The following is an 18,428-nucleotide window of genomic DNA, read 5'->3' on the forward strand; positions in this document are numbered from 1 at the left end:
GATGGGGGGAGGGGCGTTTAATCATGGGCTGGCAGGCCGTTGGGAGCAAAGGGCAGGGATGCGGATTCTGATCACGAACGACGATGGCATCAACGCCCCCGGACTGGCCGCGCTGACCGATATCGCGCGCGAGGTCGCCGGGCCCGAGGGTGAGGTCTGGACCGTCGCCCCCGCCTTCGAACAATCGGGCGTGGGTCATTGCATCAGCTATACCCAGCCCACCATGATCGCCAAGCTGGAAGAGCGCCGCTTTGCCGCCGAGGGCAGCCCGGCCGATTGCGTGCTGGCCGCGCTTTACGACGTCATGCGCGACTGCCCGCCAGACCTGGTGCTGTCGGGGGTGAACCGGGGCAACAACTCGGGCGAGAACGTGATGTATTCGGGCACGGTCGGCGGCGCGATGGAGGCTGCGCTGCAAAAGCTGCCCGCCATCGCGCTGTCGCAATACATGGGGCAGGGCACCGCGCTGCTGGAGGATCCGTTCGATTCCGCGCGTGCGCATGGGCCGCGTATCATCCGCAAGATACTGGAGCATGGCGATTGGTCGTCCGAGACCGACTACAGCCTGTTTTACAACGTGAATTTCCCCGCCTGCTCGGCGGTCGAGGTGAAGGGCACCCGCGCCTCGGCCCAGGGGCGGCGGGATGGCAGCCGCTTTCAGGTCGAGCCGGCGCTGGGTCCGAACGGGCGGCGGTTCTTCTGGATCGTCGGCGGCTCGCAAACCGTGCCTGCGACGCCGGACAGTGACGTGGACCTGAACATGCGCGGCTATATCTCGGTCACGCCGATGCGGCCGGACCTGACCTGCCGCGACAGCCTGGGCGAATTGCTGGAGGTATTCGAGAGGGGATGAGCGAGCCGGTTGATCCGTCCGAGCAGAAGATGCGCTTTCTTTTCCATCTGCGTTCGCGCGGGGTGACGGATCCGCGCGTGCTGGATGCGATGGAGCGGATCGACCGGGGCGTTTTCGTGCGCGGCCATTTCGAGGATCGCGCCTATGACGATACGCCGCTGCCCATTCCCTGCGGACAGACGATCAGCCAGCCCTCGGTCGTGGGGCTGATGACGCAGGCGCTGGCCGTGGGGCCGCGCGACAAGGTGCTGGAGGTGGGCACGGGGTCGGGCTATCAGGCCGCGATCCTGGCGCTGCTGTGCCGGCGGGTCTATACCGTGGACCGGCATCGCCGCCTGGTGGCCGAGGCCGAGGAGATGTTTCGCCATTTCGGCCTGACGAATATCACGGCGATGGTGGCCGACGGATCGCGCGGTTTGCCCGAGCAGGCGCCCTTCGACCGCATAATCGTGACCGCCGCAGCCGAGGATCCGCCCGGCCCGCTCTTGGCGCAGTTGAAGATCGGCGGTATCATGGTCGTTCCAGTGGGCCAGTCGGACGCGGTTCAGACGCTGATCCGGGTCAGGCGCAGCGAAACCGGCTATGATTACGATGAGTTGCGCCAGGTTCGCTTCGTCCCGCTGGTCGAGGGGTTGGGGCAGGCATGACCCCCGTGATGAGAACCGACTGTTAAGGACGGGCAGATGGCAAGAGCAAGGGTTTGGGCGGCGCTGACGGTAACGGCTGCCTTGGTGGCGGGTTGCGGGCCGGATGGCGAATATGTCGGGCTGAATTTGCAGAATTTCGACCCCGATCTGAGGGGCTTCGGCGGCGGGATGAGCACGTCTCAGGCGGCGGCGAGCGCCGCCCCGCGGCCGCAGCCGGATCAGCGCGGGGTAATCAGCTATCCGGGCTATCAGGTGGCCATTGCCCGGCAGGGGGATACGGTGGCCACCATCGCCTCGCGGCTTGGGCTGAACGCGGCGCAGGTGGCCAGCCATAATGCGATCGCGCCGAATGTGGCGCTGAACGCGGGCGCGGTCGTGGCGCTGCCGACCCGGGTGGCTGCCGCCGGCGCTGGGGCGGTCACGGACCCCTTTGCGGGGCGGTCCGGGCAGGCCGGCGCGCAGGCGGGTCAGCAGCCGCAGCAGCATGTGGTCGCGGCGGGCGAAACGGCCTGGTCCGTCGCGCGGCGCTATAACGTGGCGATCAACGACCTGGCCCGGTGGAACGGGCTGGGGTCGGATATGGCGGTTCGGCCCGGCCAGCGGCTGCTGATTCCGGTCAGCGGGGCGGCTGCGCCCAATGCCACGCAGGTGGTGACGCGGCCCGGTGCGGGCAGCCCGACCCCTCAGCCACCTTCGGCCGCGGGGGCCTTGCCGGATGAGCGGACGACCCCGGCCTCGGCCCCTGTGGCGGCGCCGAGCGGGCCGAACCTGGGCAATACGCGGACGGCCGCTTCGGGTAGCGGGCGGTTCCAGATGCCGGTCAACGGCTCGATCGCGCGGGCCTATGCGCCCGGACGCAATGAGGGCATCGACATATCCGCGGCGCCGGGCGCCCCGGTTTCGGCAGCGGGCGCGGGGACCGTCGCGGCGATTACGCGCGATGTCGGGCAGGTGCCGATCATCGTCATCCGGCATGAGGACAACCTGATGACGGTCTATGCCGGGCTGGACGACGTTTCCGTCACCAAGGGGCAATCCGTTCAGGCCGGAACGCCACTTGGCAAGGCGCGCAACGAGGGGCTGGTCCATTTCGAGGTCCGCAACGGCTTTGAAAGCGTCGATCCCGAGCGTTATCTGAACTAGACGCATCGCCGAAAAACCGGATGCCGGTCCGGTGCCCGGGAAGGACGCCGGAGCAAGGCGCCGCGGCATCAGGGCGATTTGCCGAAATGCGGCCCCCGGCTGGTCGGCTATGCGCTGCGGGTTGCCTCTTTCAGGGCGGCGGTGATTTCGCTGCGGACAAGCTGGCGCAGGTTGCGGGTCATGCGCGTGCCAAGTTCGCCCTGCATTTCCTGCACCAGCGCATCGCGGATCAACCCGCGCAGCGGGGCTTCGTCCGGCATGTCGCGCTGTTCCATCGAGAAAAGATTCATGTCGTCGCCTGCCGTGGGGCCTGCCGCAGGGGCGGGCTGGGGATGCGTGGCGGTTTCCTTGGCGGAATCGAAGGCGGTGGTCAGCAGGGCGTGGTTCATGTCGTGTTCCTTGTCGAGGGGGGTGGTTTCGGTATCGGCCTTGGCAGCGACCATTTCGTCGCTGGTCAGCCGCAGCGGCTCGGACACCGGCTTTTGCGCCGCGCGGGCCTGCGCCTGCGTGATCGCCTGACGGCGCAGGCCGTCCAGCATTCCGTCGGAATCGCTGCCGGTTTCGTCCTGCGCGATCAGGCGCCGGATCGACGCCAGCACGTCGCCGATGTTTTCCGAATTTTCAGGGGAGGAAGCGTTTCGGGCCATCTCAGCCATGAGGGCACCCCCCGGCTGAGATGGGATTCTTCAGGCCGGGCTTACTCTCGCCCGATCGAGCGCAGCACGCGATCCAGGCTTTCGCCCTGCCTGCTGGTGAACGGCGCGTCGCGCACCGCGTTGTAATAGGCCGTTGGGTCATAGGTCGGAATTCCCAGTTGAAGGTTCTCTACCGTCAACAAACCCATAGCGGCCAAAAGTTGATAATGTGCTAATTGCAGTTGCGCTTCGGCGGAAATCTTGTCTGCGCGGGCCTGCAGCAGGTCCTGTTCGGCGTCCAGGACGTCCAGCGTGGTGCGTGCGCCCAGTGTCGCCTCTTCCCGCACGCCGTCATAGGCCTGCTGGGCTGCGGCGATCTGCTGGTCGATGGCCACGATCTGGGCGCGGGCGACCTCGATTCCCGCCCAGGCGGTGCCGACGGCCTGATTGACCTGGCGCGATGCACCCAGAAGCTGCGCGCGCGCCGAATCACGCTGCGCCATCGCCTGACGATGCACGGCGGGCAGGCGGCCCCCCGAATAAAGCGTCTGCGACATGCTGATCGAGGCGGACAGCGAATCGCTCGTGCTGTTGCCGGTAAGGTTCTGGGGCGAGTTGCCGCTGCTGCGCTGCGTCGATGCCCCGACCGAGCCGGTCAGCGTCGGATTGCGTTCGGCAGCCGCCGCGGAAACGCCCAGTTCGGCGGCTGCGGCGGATCGCTGCGCCTGCGTGATCGCGGGATGGGTGCGCTGCGCGATGGCGCGGGCCTCGTCCGTGTTGGGGGGCAGGCGCGGCGTCGGCGGGGGGGCGGCCAGCGCGCCCGGACGGCGGCCCGTCACGGCCATGTAGTTTTCCCGCGCGATTTCCAGCGACCCCTCGGCCGAGGCCAGCCCGGCGCGGGCCGAGGCCAGCGCCGCATCGGCCAGCGACACGTCGGTCTGGGTGATCTCGCCCACCTCGAAACGGTCGGCGGCGGCCTGGCGTTCCTCGGACAGGACGCGGACCGAGTTTTCCTGCAACTCGACCTGTTCAATCGAGCTGCGCACGTCCAGATAGACCTCGACCGCGCTCAGCAGCACGTCCTGCTCGATCCCCACCAGCGCGGCGCGGGTGGCCAGCACGGCCTCTTTCGCGCGGTCGATGGCGAACTGGCTGCGGCCGAAGTCGTAAAGCGTGATCTGCGCCTGCAACGCCAGCGAGGACTGGCGATTGTGATAGCCCTCGACCTTTTGATAGCTGTGCTGGGCGACCCAGTTGATGACGGGGCGCAGCGCCGACATCGCCACCGCGACATCTTCGTCGGCGGCGCGCAGCACGGCGCGGTTCTGGTCCAGCAGCGAGGAATGGCGATAGGCCGCGATCATCGTATCCGCCAGCGATTCCGCTGTCGCCGGCATGACCGAGGCGCCAAGGATCATCGCGGCGATCACCGGGCGGCGCAGGGCGTTGAGGGTCTTGCGAAACATTATGACTGTCTTTCTCAAATCGCTTTACAGGGCGAAGCTGCGGACCTGTCCGAACCCCGCAAGAAGGGGGGCCGAGGCGTTGCAGACGTAACGCCAGCCGATCGCGCCGTCGGTCTTGTAGCCTATTTTGCAGATGCCGAGACGGTCCTCACGGAAAAGTGCGACCACGCGGCCCCCTTCGCGAAGCTGATCGGCAAGCGCGTCGGGAAAGACCTCGATCGCGCCGTTGACCAGCATGGCGTCGTAGGGGGCCTGTCCGGGCCAGCCGCCGGTCAGCGGAGCCTGCGTCACCGCGACGTTGAAGACCCCCTGGGCGGCCAGCCGGGCCTGGGCCTGATCCGCCATGCCGGGGATGTCGTCGACGGCCACCACGGCCTCGGCCACGCGGGCGATCAGGGCGGATGCATAGCCGTAGCCGCAGCCCAGATCCAGGACCAGGTCCGTGTTCTTCAGCGCCAGTGCTTGGAGCATCCGCCCCAGCGTGCGCGGGGCCAGCATGTGCCGGCCATGCCCCAGGTCCAGGTCGTTTTCGGCATAGGCGACGTCGTGGAGGGCGTCGGGCAGATAGGCCTCGCGCGGGGTGTTCAGCATGGCGTCGATGACGGGATAGCTGGTGACATCGTTGGGCCGCACCTGCGTGTCCACCATCATCGTCCGGCGCTGTGCGAAATCGGTCATGGGCAAACCTTGGCTCCCGGTTGCTTTTGGCACCTATTGCCACGAAAATCGCGGCTGGGCAACGGCGCTCGGGGCGGTTTTCCGCCGCGTCCGGGGTGCCGTCCGCCAAAGCCGATCAGGAAGGAAAGCCGGAAGATGACAGAATATCTCTTTGCCCCGCCCGCCTTGCCCACGCTGGCGCTTGCGGGGCAGGTGGCGCGGGTGCCCGTGGGGCGGCTGTTCTGCGTGGGGCGCAACTATGCCGCCCATGCCGCCGAAATGGGCAACGAGGTCGACCGCGAGGCGCCTTTCTACTTCCTGAAATCGCCCCATGCGGTGGTCGAAAGCGGCGCGGTGCTGCCCTATGCGCCCGGCACGCAGGACCTGCATCATGAGATCGAATTCGTCGTGGCCATCGGTGCCCCCGGTTTCCGGGTGACCCCCGATCAGGCCGGGGCGCTGGTGCTGGGCTATGGCTGCGGGCTGGACATGACCCGCCGCGACTGCCAGGCGCGCGCCAAGGCCAGAAGCCAGCCCTGGGACGTCGCCAAGAACTTTGAAGGTTCCGCGGTGCTGACCGGCCTGACCCCGCGCGCCGAGTTCGGCGAGATCGCGGACCAGCGCATCCATTTGCAGGTCAACGGGCAGGAACGCCAGTCGGGCCGCCTGTCGGACATGGTCTGGAGCGTGCCGGAACTGATCGCGGACCTGTCGCGCTTCTACCACCTGCAACCGGGCGACCTGATCATGACCGGCACCCCGGCGGGCGTCGGCGCGGTCCGCCCCGGCGACGAACTGACCGGCGGCGTCGAGGGGCTGGAAACCCTGCGCGCCAGTTTCACCGAACCCGAATAGGGATCAGCCGCCGTTCGGCTTCCACTCCATCACCATCTGGGTCTGGGTGGTGATGGCGGCGGCCTTGCCGTCCGGGCGCAGGATCGTGGTCTGGACGATCATGGTCTTGCGCCCCCGGTGCAGAAAGACCGAAACCAGCCGCACCACGTCCCCGATATGGACCGGGCGCAGGAAGTTCGTCTTGCTTTCGATGGTGGTGGTGGACATGTCCTCGGGCAGGTTCAGGATGGTCGCGGTCCCGCCCATGTTGTCGGCCACGCCCATGATCGCGCCGCCGTGCAGCACGCCGTTGCGGTTGGACAGCGCATCGGTCACCGGCATTTCGGCCACCACCTCGTCCAGCGTGGCCGAGATGACCCGGATCTGCAAAAGCCGGGCGAAATTGGGTTGGCTGTCCTGGGCTTCCTTCAGCAGGTCGCGGTCTGGCATCTGGCTGGCATTCCCTTTGGTTCGTGCGGCGCATTTCTAGGCCGGGGACGGGGGGAAGGGAACCTCTGACACGCCGCCCTTGCCGATTGGGTGCTGGACGAGGGGGCGCGTATCGCTATTCTGGCACACCCTGAAGCGCGTTTCGTGCCGGGCGGCCTTGGTGCCGGCCCGTCGGGGCGCGACGATCCGCAGCGAAAAAGAGAGCAAGCCCATGCCCGAGATCGACGCCCATTGCCAGTTCCGCAAGGCCGAAGGCGCGGCATCGCCCGACTCCTCGGACCCTTCCGACCCCGGCGGGTCAGCCCCCGAAACGCCTTCGGGCGATTTCCTGCCCGCCGACCTGCCCGCCGCCGTTCCCGTCATCGCCATCGGCTCGGCCCCCGATACGCGGGACACCGATTTCCTGCTGTCGCTGTCCGATCCGCGCATCTGCGGCGTGGTCGGCTGGGCCGACCTGACCGCGCGGGGCTGCGTCGGGCATCTGGCCGACCGCGCCGTCAGCCCGCGCTTTCGCGGGGTCCGGGTGATGCTGGACGCCATCGAGGATACCGGCTGGCTGACCGCCGCCCCCGCGCCCGAGGTGCTGGCCGCGCTGGTCCGGCTGAGCCTTGTCATGGACGTGCAGCTTGACCTGCACCATCTGCCGGTGCTGGCCGAATTCGCTCAGGCCAATCCCGACCTGCCCATCGTCATCGACCACGCCGCCCGGCCCCGCCTTGCGCGCGGGGGCGAGGACCCCGAATGGTTCGACGCGATCTCGCGGCTGGCGCTGCATGGGAATGTCCATTGCAAGCTGTCGGACCTCATGTCGCTGATGACGCCCGAACAGCGCGCGGATCCGATGCCGCTGCTGCGCCCGGTGATGGGGCGGCTGCTGGATGTCTTTGGTCCCGCGCGGCTGATCTGGGGCAGCGGCTGGCCGAGCCTGCCGCTGGCCGCCGATTACCACGCATGGCGGGCGCTGACCGGCGAATTGCTGGCCGGGCTGGCGCCGGACGAGGCCGAGGCGATCATGGGCGGCAATGCCGCGCGTTTCTACGGCGTCGCGGTCGGCTGATTTCCCTGCGGCCCGGCGGCGGCGCTTGCCTGCGCCGCCGTGCCCTGGGGGTGCCTCAGGCCCGCGCCTGTCCCGCTTTGCCGCGCCGGGCGGAGAACTGGCGCACCACCACATAGAAGCCGGGCACGACGAAGATGCCAAGGAAGGTCGCCGCGATCACGCCGCCCACGACGCCGATCCCGATCGAGTTCTGCGCCGCCGCCCCGGCCCCGGTCGCGATGGCCAGCGGCAGCACGCCAAGGCCGAAGGCGAAGGAGGTCATCAGGATCGGGCGCAACCGGCGGCGGGCGGCCTCGACCGCCGCGTCGATGGTGGCGCGCCCGCCGTCTTCCAGGCTGCGGGCGAATTCCACGATCAGGATGGCGTTTCGCGCGGCAAGGCCGATGGTCGTCAGCACCCCCACCTTGAAATAGACGTCGTTGGCCTGGCCGAAGGTCAGCGCCGCGATGACCGCGCCAAGCACGCCCACCGGCACGGCAAGGATGACCGAAAACGGGATCGACCAGCTTTCGTAAAGCGCGGCCAGCGAAAGAAAGACCACCAGCACCGACAGCGCGTAAAGGAAGGGCGCCTGGTTGCCCGCCTGCCGTTCCTGGTAGGACAGTCCCGTCCATGCCGCGCCGTAGCCGCCGGGCAGTTGGGCGACCAGTTCCTCCATCGCCAGCATGGCGGTGCCGGAACTGGCGATCTCGCTTTCCTCGCCCGAGATTTCCAGCGCGTTGATGCCGTCCATGCGCGACAGGCTTGGTTCGACCGGCTCCCACCGGGTGGTCATGAACGAGGTGAAGGGCACCATCTCGCCGCTGGCGTTGCGGGCATACCACCTGTCGATATCCTCGGGCTGCATCCGGTTTTCGGCATTGGCCTGCACGATCACCGGGCGAAGCTGGGTGCCAAGGGCGAAATCGTTCACCTCGGTCCCCGCGAAGATGGTGGACAGCATCGCGTTCACCTCGGTCAGGCGCAGGCCGAAGCTTTCGGCCTTCTGCTGGTCGATGTCGATGCGCAGCGCCGATTCCTTGTCGGTGCCGCGCGCCTCGACATTGTCCAGCCGGGGATCGGCGGCGGCGGCCTGCTCCAGCGATTCGGCGGTCTGGATCAGCGCCTCGGTGCCGTGGCTGGCCTGGTCCATCAGATACATGCTGAACCCCGACGAACTGCCAAGTCCGGGGATCGCGGGCGGTTGCAGGAAGGTGATCCGCCCGGCCCGGTTGTCGCGGAAACGGTCGTTGGCGCGGCTGGCCAGCGCCTGTGCGGACTGGTCCGTGCGGGGGCGGTCGTCGAAGTCGTGCAGCTTGATGAACATCGACCCGCGCGCCTGCGACGAGCCCGCGAAACTCCACCCCAGGGTGGCAAAGACCGATTCGACGGTGTCCTTTTCCTCGGTCAGCAGGTAATCCTCGATCTGTTGCATCACCGCCAGCGTCTGCTGCGAGGTGGTGCCCTCGGACAGGTTGATCTGGGCCTGGATGACGCCCTGGTCCTCGGTCGGGATGAAGGTCGAGGTCATGCGCCCGAACAGGTCCCACACCCCGAAGCTGATCGCGGCCAGCACCACCATGACGATGAAGGGCCTGCGCAGGATGCGCCGGACCGAGGCGCTGTAGCCCGCCGTCGCGCGGTCGAAACCGGCGTTGAACCAGCGGGCGGGCGCGAAGCGCGGCGGCCCGTGCGAGGCGCGCAGCATCGAGGCGCACATCGCCGGCGTCAGGATCAGCGCGACCGCCAGCGACAGCGCCATCGCGGTGATGATCGTCACGGAAAACTGGCGATAGACCACCCCGGTCGATCCCGGCATGAAGGCCATCGGCACGAAGACCGCCGACAGCACCAGCGCGATGCCGACCAGCGCGCCGGTGATCTGGGACATGCTGCGCTCGGTCGCCTCGACGGGGCCGAGCTTTTCCTCGGCCATCACCCGCTCGACGTTTTCGACGACGACGATGGCATCGTCGACCAGCAGGCCGATGGCCAGCACCATCGCGAACATGGTCAGTGTGTTGATCGAATAGCCAAGCACCGCCAGCACCCCGAAGGTGCCCAGAAGCACGACCGGCACCGCGATGATCGGGATCAGCGTCGCGCGCCAGCTTTGCAGGAAGACCAGGATGACCAGAAAGACCAGCACGATGGCCTCGATCAGCGTGTGATAGACCTTGTTGATCGACTTTTCCACGAAGGGGGCGGTGTCGTAGGCGACGCGGATCTCGACCCCCTGGGGCAGGGCGCCGGTCAGGTTGTCCAGCACCGCCCGCACGCCTTCCGCCGTATCGACCGCATTCGCGCCATTGGCCAGGCTGACGCGAAACCCCGAGGCGGTCATGCCGTTGAAGCGCGAATCGGCGCCGTAGCGTTCCTGCCCGATCTCGACCTCGGCCACGTCGCCAAGGCGGACGGTGGCGCCGTCGGTGCCGGTCTTCAGCAGGATGTTGGCGAATTCCTCGGCCGAACCCAACTGGCTTTGCGCGGTGATCGTGGCGGTGAACTGCTGGCCCGGCACCACCGGCTGGTCGCCCAGGCTGCCCACCGAAACCGTGGTGTTCTGCGCCGCCACCGCCGCGGTGATGTCGGCGGGCGTCAGTTGGAACTGCGCCAGCCGCAGCGGGTCCAGCCAGATCCGCATCGCATAGCCCGAGCCGAAGGCCGCGACCTCGCCCACGCCCTCGACGCGCTTGACGGGGCCTTCGATGACCTCTTCGATCAGGTTGCCAAGCTCGATCCGGCTATGGGCGTTCTGCGTGGACACCAGCGAGCCGACCAGCAGGATGGACGAACTTGACCGCGTGATGTTCACCCCCTGCGTCTGGACCGGGGTGGGCAGCCGCCCCTCGACCGAGCGGACCTTGGACTGCACCTCGTTCAGCGCATCGACCGGGCGCACGCTTTCGTCGAAGATCAGCGTCAGCGAGGCCCGCCCCTTCGATGAGGTCGAGGTCGTGTATAACAGCCCGTCCAGCCCGGTCAGCGAATCCTCGATCGGCGTGGTGACCGAGTTCTGGACCGCCACGGGCGTCGCGCCGGGATAGCTGGCGCTGACGCGGATCGTGGTGGGGGCGATGTCGGGATATTGCGACACCGGCAGCGTCAGGATGGAAAAACCGCCGGCCAGCATGGTCACGATGGCCAGGACCCAGGCAAAGACGGGGCGGTGGATGAAAAATCGCGCCATGATGTCAGTCCGCGCCCGCGCCGGGGACGTCGGCGGGCGCATCGTCGGCGGGCACGTCCTGCACCACGCCCTCGGCGTTGATCATGACGGGGACCGGCGCGATCCGGGCGCCGCTGCGCAGGTTTTCCAGCCCGTCGAGGATCACCTGCTCGCCCTCGGCGATGCCTTGCGTCACGATCCACGAATTGCGCCAGGTCCCGGTTTCGGTCAGCGTCACCTGCTGGGCCTGCCCGTCGCGGGCGACGAAGGCGGTCAGCGTGCCGTCCGCTGCGCGCCGCGTCGCGCGTTGCGGGATCAGCACGGCGCGGGTGGTGCCCAGTGTCATCTCGACACGCAGGAACTGGCCGGGCAGGATCATCTGGCGCGCATTGTCGAATTCCAGCCGGATCGGCACGGTTCCGGTGGTGGGCGAAACGGTGATGCCGGGGCTGACCAGCCGCCCGGTGTCGGGGTGCATCTCGCCCGTTTCCAGGATCAGCCGGGTATCAAGCTGGCCGTTGCCGGTCAGCGTGCCCGCCTGCACCCTTTCGCGGGTGCGCAGCAGGCGGGCGCTGGATTCGCTGACATCGACATAGATCGGGTCGAGTTGCGTGATGGTGGTCAGCGTCAGCGACTGGTTCGCCGTCACGATATCGCCGACCGAGACCGCCGGAACGTCGGGCACGCCCGCGATGGGGCTGACGATTTCCGTGCGGCGCAGGGATAGCTGGGCGGCGTCGCGGGCGGCCTCGGCGGCCTTCAGGTCGGCCTCGGCGCGGGTCAGCGCGACCTCGGCGTTCGAGCGTTCGACGGCGCTGACGCCCGAACCCTCCAGCCTGCGGTAACGCTCGACCGTGGCCTGTGCCGAGGTCAGGCTGGCTTCGGCGCCCGCAACGGCGGCCTCGGCGGCGGCAAGGGCGGCGGCAAGGGTTTCGGGGTCGAGGCGGAACAGCACCTCGCCTTCCTGCACCGGGCGGCCGGGTTCATAGACGATCTCGCGCACCTCGCCGCCGACCTGGGGGCGGATGCCGGTTTCCTGATAGGCGACGGCACGGCCGGGCAGGGTGACGATATAGGGCACGCTTTCCTCGGCCACGGTCATGACGCCGACCTCGCGCGGGCCTTGCGTGCCGCCGGGTCCCGTCTGGCCCCCCGTCTGGGCAGCGGCGGGCAATGCCATCGCGATCAACAGCGCGGCGGCCAGCCGCCAATCGGGGGTCTTCCCGCAAGCCATGCGTCGTCGTTCCTTGTCAGGGCAGGGTCTTTGTCGCGCAGCTTTGACGCAGTTGGGTAAACGGCAGGTAAACAGTGCGGGTCAATCCTGTCACGCTTTCGCGAGTCGGTGTGAAAAGCCCCCTGCCTCAGAAATCGACAGCGATGCCCTTGCGTTCGTAATCGCCGAAGCGGACCGGCTCGGGGCCGTCGCGTCCGCCAAGTTCGGTCGGCAGGTTCAGGGGGGCGGCCTTGCGGCGGCGTTCCTCGGCCTCGGCCAGGGCGCGCTGCGCTTCGGGCGGCAGATCCTTGCGGTCGGTCATGGCGAATTCCTCGGGCAGGGGCTAGATGAGGGACCAGTGTAAGGCAAGAGGCGGAACTTGGACAAGCGACACGGAAAACCCCCGCGCGTGGATGAGGTCAGGCTGGCCGCGCTGCGGATCTTGCAGGCGGTGGCCACGGGCGCGACCCTGGACGAGGCGGCGGCGGTGGCCGAGGCCCTGCCCCCCGCCGGTCGCGCAAGGGCGCGGCGGCTGGCGGCGGAAACGCTGCGCCGGGTCGGGCGGGCCGATGCCGCGCTGGCGCCCCTGCTGGCGCGGCGGCCCCGGCCTGACGTGATGTGGCTGCTGCGCCTTGCCACGGTCGAGATGCTGGCCCTGTCCGAGGCCCCGCATGGCGTCGTCAACGCCGCCGTGGGCCTTTCGCGCGCGCTTGGCCGCAAGGGCCAGGCGGCGGCGGGCATGGTCAATGCGGTCTTGCGGCGTGTGCCCGCGCTGGCCGACGAATGGGCGGCGCTGGAACCGCAGCGGATGCCCGAATGGCTGCGCGGCCCGGTCGTGGCGCAATGGTCCGAGGACGTGGCCCGCGCCATCGAGACCGCGCATGAGGCCGGTCCCCGGCTGGACCTGACCGCCCGGCCCGGCGCGGCGGCTCCGGGGCAGGGGCTGCCCAACGGGTCGTGGCGCCAGCCCGCGGGGGCGCAGGTGACGGCGCTGCCGGGCTACGACCGGGGCGAGTGGTGGGTGCAGGACGCGGCGGCCTCGATGGCGGTGCGGCTGCTGGACCCGCAAGCCGGGGAACGCATTGCCGATCTTTGCGCCGCGCCGGGGGGCAAGACGCTGCAACTGGCTGCCGCTGGGGCAGAGGTCACCGCCATCGACATCTCGGACACCCGCTTGCAGCGGGTGGCGCAGAACCTTGAACGCTGCGGCTTGCAGGCCGCGCTGGTTGCGGGCGATGCGCTGGAATGGCGCCCGGACACGGCCCTGGACGCGGTGCTGCTGGATGCGCCCTGTTCGGCCACCGGCACCATCCGCCGCCACCCCGAGCTGCCCCTGATCCGCGACGGGGCGGGCCTGGCCGATCTGGCGGCGTTGCAGGCGCGGCTGCTGGATCACGCGCTGGACCTGCTGCGCCCCGGCGGGCGGCTGGTCTTTGCCACCTGCTCGTTGCTGGCCGCCGAGGGCGAGGACCAGCTTGCCGCCGCCCTTGCCCGCCACCCCGGCCTGACCGTAGAGCACCCCGGCCTGCCGGGGGTTGCGCCGGAATGGATCACGCCGCAGGGCGGGCTGCGGTTGCGTCCCGACCATTGGCCCGAACTTGGGGGGATGGACGGCTTCTTCATCGCCTGCTTGCGAAAACCGGGCGGCGCGACCTAAGCTGAAGGCCGGTTTCGGCAGGGATGGGGCAGATGGGTGTTTCCGACGAATACCGGCCCGATTCGCGCTTGCCGCGCTGGCCGGAACCCAGGGCGATCGGCCAGCCCGGCCGCGGGCGGCGCATCCTTGAGGGCACGCTGACTCTTGCCGGGCAGCGCCTGACGGGCGATCCCTTCGCCTGTCCCGACCTTCCCCTGGACTGCCTGATCGAATTGCACGGCTTTGCCTGGCTGGACGATCTTGCCGCCGTCGCGGGCGGTGCCGCGCGCGACCTGGCGCGGCGCCGCGTCATGGGCTGGATCGCGGCCCATCCCGACCCCGTGCCCCGCACGGTCCAATGGCTGCCCGAGGTCGCCGCCTGCCGCCTGCTGCGCTGGCTGTTTCATGCCGGGCTGATCCTGCCCGGCAGCGGCAAGGACCACGAGCAGGCCCTGCTTGCGTCCATGCACCGGCACCTGGGCTGGATCTCGGACGGGTGGTCCACCTCGCCCGACGGGCTGGCGCGGATCCTGTCGCTGAGCGCGCTTTTCATCGGCGCCGCCCATCTGCAAGGGGGCGAACTGGCCCGCCTGGCCCTGCTGACGCTGGCCGAGGAATCCGAGGCGATGGGGCTGGACGTGCTGACCGCGCCGCGATCCCCCGAGGGCGCGCTGGAGGCGCTGTCCTGCCTGACATGGGCCGCCGAGACCGCGACCGCCACCGGGTCCGAGCCGCCCCCGGCCTTGCAGAAGGTGCGCGGCGATCTGGCCGGGCTGCTGCGCGGGCTGCGCCATGCGGATGGCGGGTTGCCGCAGTTCCACGGCAGCGGGCGGGGCGATCCGGGGCGGCTGGATCATGCGCTGGCCGCAGCCCCCGGCCCTGCGGCGACGCCGCCGGGCCAGCCGCTGGGCTATGCCCGGATGGCGCGGGGACGCACGACGCTGGTGCTGGACGCGGCCCCGCCCCCGGCCATCGCGGCGGACCGCGCCCATGCCTCGGCGCTGGGGATCGAGCTGGTGGTGGCCCGCCAGCCGCTGGTGGTCGGCACCGGGTCCGGCGCGCGGATCGGCCCGCCGTGGTCCGAGGCCAGCCGGCGCACCCATTGCCACTCCACGCTGTCGCTGGCGGGGCTGTCGTCCTCGCATTTCCGGCCCGGTGCGAAATGGCCCGAACCCCTGGCCCCCGACCTGCTGGACGGCGGCGCGCGAAACGTCTGGGCGGGCGATTACGACGATGCGGGGGACCTGATCTCGACCGATTGCGGGCGCGCCCATTCGCCGGACCCCGCCCATCTGCTGGCCGCCCATGACGGCTGGCAGCAAAGCCACGGGCTGACCCATCTGCGCGAATTGTGGCTGGCCCCCGGCGGCCACATGCTGAGGGGCGAGGATTCGCTGGCCGCGCTGGACCCCGCCGCGCGGGCGCGGCTGGCCGGGCTGATCGGGGAAGAGGGCTGGGCGACCGGCATCGGCTTCGACATCCGCTTTCACCTGCACCCCCAGGTCGTGCCGCAGATGCAGGGCGACGGGCTGCGGCTGGCCCTGCCGGGGGGCGACTGGCTGTTTGGCCATGACGGGACCTGGGGAATGCGGCTGGAACCCTCGGCCTGGCTGGATCCTGCGCAGGGGGTGGCCGTGCCCTCGCGCCAGATCGTGCTGAGCGGGCTGCTGACGGATCATGCGGTTCAGATCGGCTGGACCTTCGCGCGGGCAGAGGGTAGTTGAGCGGCCAGCAAAGAACCGGGGGCCTTGCCATGAGTGACCGCATTCCAATGCGCCGCGCGCTGATTTCCGTATCCGACAAGACCGGGCTGATCGAATTCGCCCGCGACCTGTCCGCGCGGGGGATCGAGATCCTCTCGACCGGCGGCACCGCCAAGGCCCTGCGCGAGGCCGGGCTGACGGTCGTGGACGTGGCCGATGTGACGGGTTTCCCCGAGATGATGGACGGCCGCGTCAAGACGCTACACCCCGCCGTTCACGGCGGGTTGCTGGCCCTGCGCGACAGCGACGAACACATGGCCGCCGCCGAAAGCCACGGCATCGGGATGATCGACCTGCTGGTGGTCAACCTCTACCCGTTCGAGGAAACCGTGGCGGCGGGCGGCGACTATGCGGCTTGCGTCGAGAATATCGACATCGGCGGCCCGGCGATGATTCGCGCGGCCTCGAAGAACCACGCCTTTGTCACCGTGATCACGGATGTTCAGGATTACGCGGCGCTGCTGGCCGAGTTGAACGCCAACGACGATGCGACGACGCTGGGTTTCCGCCAGCGGCAGGCGCAGATCGCCTATGCGCGCACGGCGGCCTATGACGCGGCGGTCTCGGGCTGGATGGCGGGGGCCATCGGGCAGGAAACGCCCCGCCGCCGCGCCTTCGCGGGCACGCTGGCGCAGGGGCTGCGCTATGGCGAGAACCCGCATCAGGCGGCGGCCTTCTACACCGACGGCACGAGCCGTCCCGGCGTCGCCACGGCGAAGCAATGGCAGGGCAAGGAACTGTCCTACAACAATATCAACGACACCGACGCGGCATTCGAGCTGGTGGCCGAGTTCGACCCCGCCCAAGGCCCCGCCGTCGCGATCATCAAGCACGCCAACCCCTGCGGCGTGGCGCAGGGCGACAGCGCGGCGGATGCCTACCGGCGGGCCTTCGACTGCGACCGGACCTCGGCCTTCGGGGGAATCATCGCGCTGAACACGGAACTGGACGGCGACACCGCCCGCGCCATCACCGAGATCTTCACCGAGGTCGTCATCGCCCCTTCGGCCAGCGACGAGGCGCGCGAGATCTTCGCCGCCAAGAAGAACCTGCGCCTGCTGACCACCGGCGGGCTGCCCGATCCCAAGGCGGGCGGCGACGTATTCCGCCAGGTCGCGGGCGGCTTTCTGGTGCAGACCCGCGACAACGGCGTGATCCTGCCCGCCGATCTGAAGGTGGTGACGCAGCGCCAGCCCTCGGACGGCGAACTGGCCGACCTGCTGTTTGCATGGACCGTCGCGAAACATGTGAAATCGAACGCCATCGTCTATGCCAGGGACCTGGCCACCGTCGGCATCGGCGCGGGCCAGATGAGCCGGATCGATTCCACCCGCATCGGCCAGCGCAAGTCGCAGGACATGGCCGAGGCGCTGGGTCTGGCGCAGGCGCCCACCGATGGCGCGGTGGTGGCCTCGGACGCCTTCTTCCCCTTTGCCGACGGGGTCGAGGCGCTGGCGGCGGCGGGGGCGAAGGCGGTGATCCAGCCCGGCGGCTCCATGCGCGACGCCGAGGTGATCGCGGCCGCCGACCGCCTTGGTCTTGCCATGGTCTTTACCGGCCAGCGCCACTTCAGGCATTGACGGCACCATGACCGGCGACACCCCGCAAGACCAGCCTGCCCCCGAGGCCCTCAGGGCCGCGCCCGCAAGGCGCGCGCCCCCGGCACCGCGCAAGCGCAGGCCACGCAAGCCGCCCCCACCCGGCATGCGGCTGATGGTCATGGTCGCGGCGGCGATCCTGCTGCTGGACCAGGCACTGAAATATGTCGTCATCCATGTGCTGAACCTGGACCGCGTGCGGGCCATCGACCTGATCGACCCCTGGCTGAACCTGCGCATGGCATGGAACCAGGGGATCAACTTCGGGCTGATGTCCAGCGACACCGACCTGATGCGATGGGTGCTGATCGGCATCGCGCTGGTGATCTGCCTGTGGGTGGTGCTGTGGCTGCGCAATGCGCGGCGGACGCGGCTGCTGCTGGTCTCGGCGGGGTTGCTGGTGGGGGGCGCGTTGGGCAATGTCATCGACCGCGCGATCTATGGCGCGGTGGCGGATTTCCTGAACATGTCGCTGCCGAACTGGCGCAATCCCTACAGCTTCAACGTCGCCGATATCGCGATCTTCGCGGGTGCCATCGGGCTGTTCCTGCACCCGCCCGAGAAACCGGCCAAGGGCAAAAAGCGCAAGCCCGCCCCGCGCAAGCCGCGCGAAAAGCCGCCCGTGCCGGTGGCGGACGACAAGACCCGTGACGCCGGGCAGAAATGACGCTAGAAGGGCGCAAACGGGCGAAGGGGACCTTGAAGATGCGGATGCGGGCAACTCTGCTGGTGATGACCATGCTGACGGTCGCGGCCTGTAGCTCGGACCCCCGGCTGATGAATATCAGCGCCGGGCAGAACTCGCCGGACGAATTCGCCATCGTGCCGACGCGCCCCTTGCAGATGCCGCCCGACCTGAACGTGCTGCCCGCGCCGACGCCGGGCGGGGCCAATATCACCGATCCCACGCCCCATGCCGACGCCATCGCGGCGCTTGGCGGCAATCCCGGCCACCTGGCGCAGCGCGGCGTGGGCGCGGCGGACGGCGCGCTGCTGGCGCATACGGGCCGCTTTGGCCGCGATCCCGCGATTCGCCAGGTCACCGCGCAAGAGGACGTCGCATGGCGCAGCCGCCATTCGCGCCGCGCGCTTGAGATCCTGGCCCGCACCAATGTCTATTACCGCGCCTACGAACCCATGACGCTGGATAGCTGGGCCGAGCATGAGCGGTGGCGCCCGACCGGGGTGCAATTGCCTGCGGCGCCTCCGCGCGGCTATGGCATAGACGGGACGGTGCCGGTCCGCCGCGCGCCGGTGGAAACGCGGATGCCCGACTAGGGACAGCCGCGTCATCACGCTTTCCTGAATCGGGCGGGGTTGCCCTGCCC

Annotated in this window: 17 protein-coding genes; 10 read left to right on the forward strand and 7 right to left on the reverse strand. The window is 69.2% G+C overall.

The window, feature by feature from the left end; genetic code table 11:
- Window positions 1–58 precede the first annotated feature (58 nt).
- From surE to Q0O97_RS07930, 3 genes are read left to right on the forward strand one after another with little or no spacing between them, the layout of a single operon-like run.
- The gene (gene surE, locus Q0O97_RS07920; protein WP_294927033.1) at window positions 59–853 is read left to right on the forward strand and encodes a 5'/3'-nucleotidase SurE; all 795 of its coding nucleotides are present in this window, start codon (window positions 59–61) and stop codon (window positions 851–853) included.
- A complete protein-coding gene (locus tag Q0O97_RS07925; RefSeq protein ID WP_294927036.1) occupies window positions 850–1,500 on the forward strand; it encodes a protein-L-isoaspartate(D-aspartate) O-methyltransferase in 651 nt (216 codons plus the stop codon). Before surE ends, Q0O97_RS07925 begins: the two co-directional genes overlap by 4 nt.
- 36 nt (window positions 1,501–1,536) lie before the next feature.
- Window positions 1,537–2,643: a LysM peptidoglycan-binding domain-containing protein gene (locus tag Q0O97_RS07930; RefSeq protein WP_294927040.1), complete on the forward strand. Its 1,107-nt coding sequence runs from the start codon at window positions 1,537–1,539 to the stop codon at window positions 2,641–2,643.
- Window positions 2,644–2,750: 107 nt separating this feature from the next.
- Here the strand turns inward: Q0O97_RS07930 and Q0O97_RS07935 are convergent, their stop codons facing one another.
- The 3 genes from Q0O97_RS07935 to Q0O97_RS07945 are packed head-to-tail and all read right to left on the reverse strand — an operon-like array spanning window position 2,751 to window position 5,422.
- Window positions 2,751–3,299, reverse strand: a complete 549-nt coding sequence (locus Q0O97_RS07935) for a hypothetical protein (RefSeq protein WP_294927043.1) — start codon at window positions 3,297–3,299, stop codon at window positions 2,751–2,753.
- A gap of 41 nt (window positions 3,300–3,340) precedes the next feature.
- Entirely contained in the window at window positions 3,341–4,744 is a 1,404-nt protein-coding gene (locus Q0O97_RS07940) for a TolC family outer membrane protein (RefSeq protein ID WP_294927046.1), read from the reverse strand.
- Between the two features lie 24 nt (window positions 4,745–4,768).
- The gene (locus Q0O97_RS07945; protein ID WP_294927049.1) at window positions 4,769–5,422 is read right to left on the reverse strand and encodes a protein-L-isoaspartate O-methyltransferase; all 654 of its coding nucleotides are present in this window, start codon (window positions 5,420–5,422) and stop codon (window positions 4,769–4,771) included.
- Window positions 5,423–5,557: 135 nt separating this feature from the next.
- Between Q0O97_RS07945 and Q0O97_RS07950 the strand changes: the two genes are divergently transcribed.
- A complete protein-coding gene (locus Q0O97_RS07950) occupies window positions 5,558–6,256 on the forward strand; it encodes a fumarylacetoacetate hydrolase family protein (RefSeq protein WP_294927052.1) in 699 nt (232 codons plus the stop codon).
- A gap of 3 nt (window positions 6,257–6,259) precedes the next feature.
- On the opposite strand, the gene Q0O97_RS07955 is transcribed toward Q0O97_RS07950, so the two are convergent.
- Window positions 6,260–6,685 carry a PaaI family thioesterase gene (locus tag Q0O97_RS07955; protein ID WP_294927055.1) on the reverse strand — a complete coding sequence of 142 codons (426 nt, stop codon included), beginning with the start codon at window positions 6,683–6,685 and terminating at the stop codon, window positions 6,260–6,262.
- Between the two features lie 211 nt (window positions 6,686–6,896).
- Between Q0O97_RS07955 and Q0O97_RS07960 the strand changes: the two genes are divergently transcribed.
- A complete protein-coding gene (locus tag Q0O97_RS07960; protein WP_294927058.1) occupies window positions 6,897–7,742 on the forward strand; it encodes an amidohydrolase family protein in 846 nt (281 codons plus the stop codon).
- A 55-nt stretch (window positions 7,743–7,797) separates the two neighbouring features.
- On the opposite strand, the gene Q0O97_RS07965 is transcribed toward Q0O97_RS07960, so the two are convergent.
- The 3 genes from Q0O97_RS07965 to Q0O97_RS07975 form a co-directional block, all read right to left on the reverse strand.
- Window positions 7,798–10,911 (reverse strand): multidrug efflux RND transporter permease subunit, encoded by a 3,114-nt coding sequence (locus tag Q0O97_RS07965; protein WP_294927061.1) that lies wholly within the window; start codon window positions 10,909–10,911, stop codon window positions 7,798–7,800.
- A 4-nt stretch (window positions 10,912–10,915) separates the two neighbouring features.
- Window positions 10,916–12,124: an efflux RND transporter periplasmic adaptor subunit gene (locus Q0O97_RS07970; protein WP_294927064.1), complete on the reverse strand. Its 1,209-nt coding sequence runs from the start codon at window positions 12,122–12,124 to the stop codon at window positions 10,916–10,918.
- A gap of 127 nt (window positions 12,125–12,251) precedes the next feature.
- Complete coding sequence (locus Q0O97_RS07975; RefSeq protein WP_294927067.1) at window positions 12,252–12,425, reverse strand: DUF1674 domain-containing protein; 174 nt, start codon at window positions 12,423–12,425, stop codon at window positions 12,252–12,254.
- 57 nt (window positions 12,426–12,482) lie between these two features.
- On the opposite strand from Q0O97_RS07975, the gene Q0O97_RS07980 reads away from it, so the two are divergent.
- The 5 genes from Q0O97_RS07980 to Q0O97_RS08000 are packed head-to-tail and all read left to right on the forward strand — an operon-like array spanning window position 12,483 to window position 18,378.
- Complete coding sequence (locus tag Q0O97_RS07980) at window positions 12,483–13,760, forward strand: transcription antitermination factor NusB (protein ID WP_294927070.1); 1,278 nt, start codon at window positions 12,483–12,485, stop codon at window positions 13,758–13,760.
- Window positions 13,761–13,792: 32 nt separating this feature from the next.
- On the forward strand, window positions 13,793–15,463 hold the full coding sequence (locus Q0O97_RS07985) for a heparinase II/III family protein (protein WP_294927073.1): 1,671 nt from the start codon (window positions 13,793–13,795) through the stop codon (window positions 15,461–15,463).
- Between the two features lie 29 nt (window positions 15,464–15,492).
- Window positions 15,493–17,082 (forward strand): bifunctional phosphoribosylaminoimidazolecarboxamide formyltransferase/IMP cyclohydrolase, encoded by a 1,590-nt coding sequence (gene purH / locus Q0O97_RS07990; protein WP_294927076.1) that lies wholly within the window; start codon window positions 15,493–15,495, stop codon window positions 17,080–17,082.
- A 7-nt stretch (window positions 17,083–17,089) separates the two neighbouring features.
- Entirely contained in the window at window positions 17,090–17,767 is a 678-nt protein-coding gene (gene lspA / locus Q0O97_RS07995; protein ID WP_294927079.1) for a signal peptidase II, read from the forward strand.
- Between the two features lie 44 nt (window positions 17,768–17,811).
- Window positions 17,812–18,378 carry a DUF3035 domain-containing protein gene (locus Q0O97_RS08000; protein ID WP_294927082.1) on the forward strand — a complete coding sequence of 189 codons (567 nt, stop codon included), beginning with the start codon at window positions 17,812–17,814 and terminating at the stop codon, window positions 18,376–18,378.
- Window positions 18,379–18,428 lie beyond the last annotated feature (50 nt).

This window comes from uncultured Paracoccus sp. (genome assembly GCF_945915435.1).
Classification (GTDB): domain Bacteria; phylum Pseudomonadota; class Alphaproteobacteria; order Rhodobacterales; family Rhodobacteraceae; genus Paracoccus.

Excerpts from the sequence above, each read along its gene's own strand:
- surE (WP_294927033.1), top strand. The coding sequence starts at position 59 with ATGCGGATTCTGATCACGAACGACGATGGCATCAACGCCCCCGGACTG.
- Q0O97_RS07925 (WP_294927036.1), top strand. The coding sequence starts at position 850 with ATGAGCGAGCCGGTTGATCCGTCCGAGCAGAAGATGCGCTTTCTTTTC.
- Q0O97_RS07930 (WP_294927040.1), top strand. The coding sequence starts at position 1,537 with ATGGCAAGAGCAAGGGTTTGGGCGGCGCTGACGGTAACGGCTGCCTTG.
- Q0O97_RS07935 (WP_294927043.1), bottom strand. The coding sequence starts at position 3,299 with ATGGCTGAGATGGCCCGAAACGCTTCCTCCCCTGAAAATTCGGAAAAC.
- Q0O97_RS07940 (WP_294927046.1), bottom strand. The coding sequence starts at position 4,744 with ATGTTTCGCAAGACCCTCAACGCCCTGCGCCGCCCGGTGATCGCCGCG.
- Q0O97_RS07945 (WP_294927049.1), bottom strand. The coding sequence starts at position 5,422 with ATGACCGATTTCGCACAGCGCCGGACGATGATGGTGGACACGCAGGTG.
- Q0O97_RS07950 (WP_294927052.1), top strand. The coding sequence starts at position 5,558 with ATGACAGAATATCTCTTTGCCCCGCCCGCCTTGCCCACGCTGGCGCTT.
- Q0O97_RS07955 (WP_294927055.1), bottom strand. The coding sequence starts at position 6,685 with ATGCCAGACCGCGACCTGCTGAAGGAAGCCCAGGACAGCCAACCCAAT.
- Q0O97_RS07960 (WP_294927058.1), top strand. The coding sequence starts at position 6,897 with ATGCCCGAGATCGACGCCCATTGCCAGTTCCGCAAGGCCGAAGGCGCG.
- Q0O97_RS07965 (WP_294927061.1), bottom strand. The coding sequence starts at position 10,911 with ATGGCGCGATTTTTCATCCACCGCCCCGTCTTTGCCTGGGTCCTGGCC.
- Q0O97_RS07970 (WP_294927064.1), bottom strand. The coding sequence starts at position 12,124 with ATGGCTTGCGGGAAGACCCCCGATTGGCGGCTGGCCGCCGCGCTGTTG.
- Q0O97_RS07975 (WP_294927067.1), bottom strand. The coding sequence starts at position 12,425 with ATGACCGACCGCAAGGATCTGCCGCCCGAAGCGCAGCGCGCCCTGGCC.
- Q0O97_RS07985 (WP_294927073.1), top strand. The coding sequence starts at position 13,793 with ATGGGTGTTTCCGACGAATACCGGCCCGATTCGCGCTTGCCGCGCTGG.
- purH (WP_294927076.1), top strand. The coding sequence starts at position 15,493 with ATGAGTGACCGCATTCCAATGCGCCGCGCGCTGATTTCCGTATCCGAC.
- lspA (WP_294927079.1), top strand. The coding sequence starts at position 17,090 with ATGACCGGCGACACCCCGCAAGACCAGCCTGCCCCCGAGGCCCTCAGG.
- Q0O97_RS08000 (WP_294927082.1), top strand. The coding sequence starts at position 17,812 with ATGCGGGCAACTCTGCTGGTGATGACCATGCTGACGGTCGCGGCCTGT.